The 8,141-nt window shown below is 56.7% G+C and carries 5 protein-coding genes; all 5 read right to left on the bottom strand.

Going from position 1 to position 8,141, the window contains the following annotated elements; translation table 11 throughout:
* On the bottom strand, positions 1-382 hold a 382-nt coding region (locus tag ONB24_15215), incomplete at its 3' end, for a nicotinate-nucleotide diphosphorylase (carboxylating) (GenBank protein MDZ7317460.1).
* Entirely contained in the window at positions 379-3,969 is a 3,591-nt protein-coding gene (locus tag ONB24_15210) for a tetratricopeptide repeat protein (protein MDZ7317459.1), read from the bottom strand. The genes ONB24_15215 and ONB24_15210, both read right to left, overlap by 4 nt.
* A gap of 1 nt (position 3,970) precedes the next feature.
* A complete protein-coding gene (locus tag ONB24_15205) occupies positions 3,971-6,172 on the bottom strand; it encodes a UvrD-helicase domain-containing protein (protein MDZ7317458.1) in 2,202 nt (733 codons plus the stop codon).
* Positions 6,169-7,197, bottom strand: a complete 1,029-nt coding sequence (gene mltG / locus ONB24_15200) for an endolytic transglycosylase MltG (GenBank protein MDZ7317457.1) — start codon at positions 7,195-7,197, stop codon at positions 6,169-6,171. The genes ONB24_15205 and mltG overlap by 4 nt, the downstream gene beginning before the upstream one ends.
* Entirely contained in the window at positions 7,198-7,965 is a 768-nt protein-coding gene (locus ONB24_15195) for a CPBP family intramembrane metalloprotease (GenBank protein MDZ7317456.1), read from the bottom strand.
* Positions 7,966-8,141 lie beyond the last annotated feature (176 nt).

Raw genomic sequence — 8,141 nt, 5'->3', positions numbered from 1 at the left:
AGGTTCCTTGAACCGCATCGACAAAGCGGCGCGTGAGCGTGGCAATACCGGAAAGACGCCCCAACAAGTTGAGCGCCGTACGTTCTGCAGCCAAGATCGAGTGCGCCGACCCCTGCAGCCGCAGGATTGCCTGACCGACCGCAAGGCGCTCGCCGTCGTCCGCCGCCCGTTCGACGACCAGCGTTGCATCGGTTCGATGAAAAACGTGGGCGGCAATCGCGCAGCCGCAGAGAATCCCCGGCCGTTTCGCTAAAATAACGGCATCGGCCGGACGGTCGCTTCCGACAGCCCTGCCGGTAATGTCGCCGCGCTCGCCCCAATCTTCCTGCAACGCCGCGTCGATGAGCGGCTGGGCAGCCCAGAGAAGATCTTCTTCGCTCATAGGCTCTTTTTGGCTTCCGCTTCGATCTCTTGAATCTTTGCCGCTGCAGCGCGGCCGATATTGTCGGTTATGCCGCGCTCGCGCACCACCTGCTCGAACATCTCTTTAGCCTTGGTCAAGTTTCCGAGCTTGCGATAACCCTGCCCAGCCTCGTAAAGCGCCGTCACACCCCAGGGAAGCTTGGTCGGTTTGCATTGATAGCGCACTTTGAGGAATTCGATGACGGCGTTCTCGGTAAACCCGGCATCGGCGTAAGAGCGGGCGATCCAATACTGCACCTCGGCTTCCGCTTCACCGTCGACCAAAAACCGCAGCTCTTTTAGGTGACTAATAGCGCGATCATATTCCTTTAGACCATAAAGAAAGATGCCGATGCGAATGCGGCGGTTCATGGCATCGGGTGCATAAGGGTAAAGATCGAGATATTCCCGCTCGTAGGCAATGGCTTTGTCGCGAAGATTGAGATCATCATAGGCATTGATCAACACATCCAGCGCTTGGGCGCGCAGCGGACCGCGCGGCTGCAGATCCAACACCTTCGTCGCCGCGCCGATCGCGCTTTCCAATTGGCGGTTGGTGTAATAAAAGCTCGCCAAATTGACCCATGCCGTGGCGCTCAGCTCGGGATCTTTATACTTTTCGGGAATGGTCGTCAGGCGCTTCAGCGCCTCTTCGGTCTTGTTTTGAATTACATAGAGCTGCGCCAAACCGAGTTCACCGCGGGCGCCTTCGGGCACATCCTCATATTTTGCCGCGCTTTTGAAAGCTTTTTCCGCGGCATCGAAATCCTTGCGCCCCATAGCGGCCAATCCCGCTTCGTAGAGCAATCTTGCCTCGGCATTGCGATCTTTGTAGGTCTTGTTGAAATCTTTTTCCAGAGCCGCGGCGCGACTTTGGTTGCCCAGCCTATACTCGCAGATGATCGTCTTGAGCAACGCCTCCCGCTTGAGAGGTTCTTCTGAAACGTTGGTCAAACGGCGGTAATACTGCAGCGCCGCCTCATAGTTGCCCTGGGCAAAGGCCAGTTCGCCGCTTTTAAGAAGGGCGCGTTTTCCGAGGCTGTCGGTCGCAGCTTCTGCGGCCTCGGCGTAATAGCCAAAGGCCAATTCATCTTTGCCCATGGCCTCCATCAGCTCACCGGCCGCCAACAGCGCTTCAGTTCGGTTCGGGACGTCCCGTCCCTCGGCCAAATAGTCCAAAACGATCGGCAAAGCCTCATGGGGCGGCAGGCGACGCTTTTGCAGCTGCACCCAAAGCCGGCGAATCTCCCCTCCTCCTTCATCGTTCCGAAAGCGTCGCAGCTCCTTGGGAAGGGATGTCTCCTCGAATCGTGCGGACAACTCTTCGGCTTCCTTAATCTTGCCCTCGTCAAGCAAAAGGCGAACGAGATGCACGGCGGCGCGGTCGCTAAAATCCGTGTAAGGAAAGCGACGAATCACGCGCTCATAGAGCTCTTTTGCCGGCTGCGCCCTGCCCCCCTGCTCCTCCAGCTCTGCCAGTCGAAAAAGAGCGGCGGGAAGAAGAGCAGCATCGTCGAGCGCTGCAACTTGGCGGAGCAGCGCTGCCGCCGAATCCGGGTTTGCAGGTGATATGAGCTCTGCCCGCAGTAAAAGAGTTTGCGGCCGAAGCTCGGTATTTTCCTGGGCTTCGACAGTCTGCAGCAGCGACAGCCTTTCCTGGGCTGGAAGCTCTTTGATTTGCGCTGCGTCCAATCGAAAACGTGCCGCCAGCGGATGACCGGCAGGAAGCTTCTTAGCCGCCTCGAGCAGGATGTTGCGGCGATCGATGCCGGCGGCGTTCTTGAGACGAATCCGCGTTTGCCAATCGATCACCTGCGCCGTCAACTCCGAGTTCGGAAACTCGTTTGACATTTTGTCGGCAATGACGGCCAGCGAGTCGCGGGCGGCAAAGGCATCGCGCCTGGCTGAAGGCGATTCGATCTGGGCATAGCAGCAAAGTGCCGCCAAGTGATAAAAGGCATCGAGCGCTTGTCCGGTCGTCTTTTCACGCTGGAGAGCGGCAAGAGCGGTTGTAAAGGCTCGAGGGTAATCACCCCGGAGCAGCAGATCCATTTGCGCCTGCAGAACAAGGCTGTTGGTGGGCGCAGCTAGGCTGATCGGCAGCGGTCGTTCGCCGCTCAAGTAGGCATACAATTCCGCCAGATTGCGGCAGGTTTCCTGCTGTTTTCCTGCCGGATAGCGGCTCAGATAGCGTTTTAGCGCCGAATATGCGGCTCTCGGCTGATGATCCTGCGCATAATTCAGTGCCAAGCGAAACAGCGCTTCGGCAGCAGCGGCAGTTTCGGGGTTTTCCGTGAGCACGGCATGATAGTGACCGCGCGCTCCGTCGAGATCGTCCAGTTTTTCCGCTGAAATCTCTGCCGCCAAAAAATGGGCGCGAACCCGATCGGACGCGCGCTTGGCGAGGCTGATCACCTCCTGCAGAGTGCGCAGAGCTGCAGCCGGTTCGCCGTCTGCAGCCGCCAGACGGGAGGAGTCAATAAGCAGTAAAACACGAAGGTTCTCATCCGCAATCGAATCTTGGAGGGCCTGCTGCAAAAAATAACGCGCGCGATCCGTGCGGCCAAGATGCTCTTCCGCCCAAGCACAGCGGTAAAAGTAGGCAAATTTAGGCAGAGACAACAAGCCAGGATCAATCTGTGCCAGCAAAGCCTGGGCTTGAGCGTATTCGTTGCGCAATAGAGAGGCGTCGGCCTGCAGCAGCAACAGATCCGCTTTGCGCCTTGCATCGACTTTGGGCATCGCTTCGGCAATCAGCTTATCCAGGGCGGCGAACTCGCGCAACAGCAGGCGGGCTTCGCCGAGCTGGACCGCCGCCGCGCCGACGATCTCGCCGGCATATTTGCCGCTGATCAACTTTTGCAGCACGCTGTCGGCTTGCGAAAAACGGCCGGTCTTGCGCAGGATCTGCACCTTCAAGTCATAAACCCGCGCCGCCAGATCATCCTGAGGCGTTTCGGCAGTAATGCGGTCCAGGGCCTTTAAAGCTTCTTCATACTGCTGTTTCTGCTCGTTGACCTTGGCGATCCAAAATCGTGCTTCGAGCCGCAGAGGATGAGTGGGGAACTGATCGAGAACCACCAGCGCGGCATCGGCGGCGCGACCGTACTCACCTGCTGCATAAAAGTGTTTGGCCGCCTCGATCAGAGCCTGCGGAATCAGCGGGCTTTTGGCATTAAAAGTCCGTACCCGCTCAAAGGCAAGGGCAGCCTCCATGGGACTGCCGGTTTTTGCTTTGAGTCCCGCCAAAGCAAACTGGGCCTGATCGACAAATGTCGACTGCGGGTATTTAAGCAAAAGTCCGAGATAGCATTGTGCGGCGCGCACAAGGCTGTCGGCCCGCTCATAATTTTGTCCGGCGCGCAGCAGAGCTTCCGCCGCTCGGCCGCCAACCGGAAAGGTCTCTGATAACCGCGCAAACTGCAGCGCCGCAATGTCGTAAAGCTTCTTATTCTCCAGCTCGACGGCAAAGCGAAAATCCAGTTCCTCCTGCAGCAATGCAGTCTGCGCCCAAAGGGCCGAACTCACAACCCAAAGCCCCAAAATAATTCGAATCATAAATTTCATGCTATAGGATCTCCAATTTTGCAAAGGGCAGAACCAGCCGTTTAGGACCGTGCTGCTCGAAATAGACGAGCAATTTCGCTCCGCCCGACGAAGCCTGCACTTCGCGGACTGTACCGATACCGAACGTGTTGTGGCGGACGCGAGTACCCGGAGCAATAGCCAAAGGCTCCTGCGACTCTTCTTCATACCTCGGCATGCGGTTTTCGGGATAGACAAGGGTACGTGTGGAACGAGCCGCCCGCTGAAGAGTCGGGCTCAGCTCTTCGACGACATATTGCGGATCGAGCTCTTTGAGAAAGCGGGATTTGTAGCTCTGCATCTCCCCCTCGCCGTAACGTCGACGATTCTTGGCCCATAAAAGGTAAAGCTTTTCTTTTGCGCGAGTTGCGCCGACATAGAACAACCGCCGTTCCTCCTCCAAATCATAAGGATCGTTCAAGCTGCGCGAAAGGGGGAAAAGACCCTCTTCCAGTCCCGTAATGAAAACCACCGGAAATTCGAGGCCTTTGGCGGCGTGCAGCGTCATCAACGTAACGGCATCGGCTCGGTCGTTCCACGTATCGATGTCGGTAATCAGCGACACCTGCTGCATATAGTCTTCCAATCCCATGCCTGGATTTTTGACGGTAAATTCGTGGATGGCGGCAAGAAGTTCGCGCACGTTTTCAGCCCGCGCTGCAGCCTCGATCGTGCCTTCTTCCTTGAACAGGTGAAGAATGCGCAGCTCCTCGACCAATGAAGAGGCCAGTTCGCCGGGAGGCACCTGGTCGATCAGCTGTCGATAGCGGCTGAGCAGATCGTAAAAGTCAGTCAGCTTTTCCGCCGTGCGCGGCTGAATCTCGGGAATACGCTGCGCCTGCGCCAAAGCATCGTGAAAGGTGATGCCGGCCTGCCGGGCGAAGGCGTCGATCTTGGCGATCGTGGCCTCGCCGATACCCCGTGCCGGCGTGTTGATGATGCGTTTGATGCTGACCGTGTCGGCCGGATTAACGATCGCCCGCAGATAGGCGAGGACGTCTTTGACTTCTTTGCGTTCGTAGAATTTAATGCCGCCGACGATGACGTAAGGAATGGCTTCACCGCGCAAAACTTCTTCCAATTGCCGCGACTGGGCGTTGATGCGGTAGAGAACGGCAAAGTCGCCGAATTTCAGCCTGCCCTTGCGAAATTCTGCGGTAATTTTGTCGACGATGAGCCTCGCCTCTTCATAACCGTCATAAACCGTGATGAGGCTGACCGGCTCGCCGCCCTGTTTCACAGTCCACAACCTTTTTTCATGCCGCTGTGTATTGCGTGAAACGACGGAATGCGCCAGTCCCAGAATGGGCGGCGTGGAGCGGTAGTTTTGCTCCAAGCGAAATTTGGCGCACTCGGGATAGTCCTGCTCGAATCCCAAAATGTTGCGCAGCTCGGCGCCGCGCCAGCGATAGATGGATTGATCGTCGTCACCGACCACGCAAATGTTGCGGTATTTGTCGGCCAACTCGCGCAGCACCCAATACTGCGCCCGATTGGTGTCCTGATATTCATCCACCAGCAAATAGCGAAAGCGATCCTGGTAGTACTCTTTGATCAACGGATAAAGACGAAAGAGCTCGAGCGGCTTGATGAGCAGATCGTCGAAATCCATGGCATTGAGGCGGCGCAACCGGCGGTTGTATTCCGCATAGACCTTGGCGGCCGCTTCTTCGACGGGGTTTTGCGCCGATGCGGCATACTCTTCCGGCATAACCATGCCGTTTTTAGCGCGACTGATCAGGTAATGAATCATCTTCGGCGCATAGTGCTGCGTCGAGATGTTCAGCTCTTCCATCACCGTTTTGATCAGCGCCGCTTGATCTTCGGTGTCGTAGATGGAAAAATTGTGTGCATAGCCGATCTTGTCGGCCTCGCGGCGAAGCAGGCGGGCAAAGAGCGAATGAAAGGTGCCCACCCACATCTCGCCGATCGACTCGGGGATTAGGCGATGCACCCGCTCGCGCATTTCTCCGGCGGCTTTGTTGGTAAAGGTCATCGCCATCACTTGCGCAGGCCGCGCTTTGCCTGATGCCAGCAAATGGGCGATGCGGTAGGTGAGAACGCGCGTTTTGCCGCTGCCTGCACCGGCTAAAATCAACACCGGCCCGTCCAGATGCAGCACGGCGCGCCGCTGTTCGTCGTTCAGATCGTTCAGCAGCCATTCTGGAGTCTTGGGTTTGGTCATGATCCTTTCTTTCGTTTCTCACGTTCCACTTGGCGGCGAACTTTGTCGAATGCCCGTTTGGCGGACAAATGCCCGCTGTAAGTTTTGCTGAAGGTATGACGTCCGTCGCCGACGGCGACGAAAAAGAGATAATCGGTATCGGCAGGCCGCAGGGCGGCTTCGAAGGCTTTGCGGCTCGGATTGTTGATCGGCGTCGGCGGCAAGCCGGCGTGCAGATAGGTGTTATAGGGTGAAGGTACGGCCAAATCTTTCAGCAAGAGACGCCGCGGGCCGTCGGGCAGAAGATACTGAATCGTCGGATCAGCCTGCAGCCGCATGCCGCGCCGCAAGCGGTTGTGGTAGACGGAGGAAATGATCGGCATTTCTTCCTCGACCATAGCCTCGCCTTCGATGATCGAGGCAAGAATGAGGCAGCCGTAAAATCCCAACGGCGAAGCCTCGGCCTCCTTGCGCAGCGCTTCGTCGATGCGCTTCTTGAACTGATCGACCAAAATCGACAGAACCTGCTCCTCCTTGAGACCGTAGGTCAAGTGATAGGTTTCGGGATAAAGAAAGCCTTCCAAAGACGGCGAATTCACGCCCAGTTGCGCGATAAATGCCGGATCATGAACCAACTGCATGATGCGCGCCGAGTCGAGATCCAGACTGCGGGCGATCATGCCGGCATAGCGTCGGCTGTCATAGCCTTCCGGCAGCGTCAATTCGATCAATTGCTGCGGTCCGTAAAGCAGTGCCCGCAAAACCGCATAGTTTGAGCACCCTTTTGGAAGCATGAATCTTCCCACCCGCAGGCTGCGGCTTTTGCCCAGCAGTTTAGCCGTCAAGAGAAATTGTTCGGCGCTGCGGATAACGCCTTCATCTTCCAGTTGCTCAGCGGCCGAGCGAAGCGAAGTGCCCCAGCGAATGGTGATGACCGCCTGCTCCGAGTTTTTACAATGCGGCGGCCACGCCGTTAAATAAACGAAAGCGGCGCCCGCCGACAAAACAATTGCCGCAAACGCCCTTGCTGCTGCTTTAAGAGCCATTTAGTTAGAATTTCCGAACAGAATAACAAACACGTCGTACCAGCTGTGCGTCCAAACGGTAATGCCCAAACCGCGAAACTCGTACAAGATACAAAAAAATAATCCCATCACAAAGCGATAGAGAGGCTGGTAGGCAGTCAATGAAAAGCCGCTTGGATTGTGCAGCCAGGAAAAAAGTAAAGATGTGATGAGGGCGATAAAGAGCCTGACTTCGAATTCGAGCCTTTTCAGCGGCACAACCGGACGTCGCGAACGCTTGGGTTTCCGCCCAATGACTCTCAGGATCACGGCGCTGAGGATGCCGTATCCGAATGCCCGAAAGAACAGCTCTTCATAAACACCGGCGCCGAGAGCAAGCACCAAATCGGTTGCCCGCTCGCCGCCGATCATCAAATGCAGCAGTGCCCAATTTGTAAAGCGTGAGACTAAAAATGCCAAAGCCAGAGCGTAGAAGCAGCTCTCCGCCGCCGCCGGCAGGAGAATCTGCCAATTCAGGTCAAGATTTTGTCTGACCATCGACACAAAGGCCCAGATCAAAAGCAGCAGGAGAAGGATGGAAAAGGTAATCTGCCCGTGAATTCCGAGCCGTTCGATGGCTGTTTTGATCCAAATATCCGCCGCGTTGCGGAACGCTTCGCCTTGACGAAAGGTCAAATAGATCAACAGCCCCTCATAGAGCAGCAAAAGCGGTAGCGTCATGACGATGCCGTAAAAAGGGGTGCGCGAGGCCCGCCAATAGCTGCCCCTTCGTCTGCCGTGACGACTCAACTTAGAGCCTCGTCTGTATACGTTTCCGGCGCCAGGCTTTCAGTTCGTCAGCCGACAGGGTGTTCAGCACGTCGCTCTTTTTTGCCCAACCGCGCCGCGCCGTGCCCACGCCTAGCGCCATGTAGCCGAGATGCTGAATGTGATGGGCGTCGGCGTTGATGACCACTTTGACTCCG

The sequence above is a fragment of the candidate division KSB1 bacterium genome (assembly GCA_034505495.1).
Taxonomy (GTDB): Bacteria; Zhuqueibacterota; Zhuqueibacteria; order Residuimicrobiales; family Krinioviventaceae; genus Fontimicrobium_A.
Note: the sequence above shows the minus strand (reverse complement) of the source record. Positions and strands in the feature narration are given on the sequence as shown.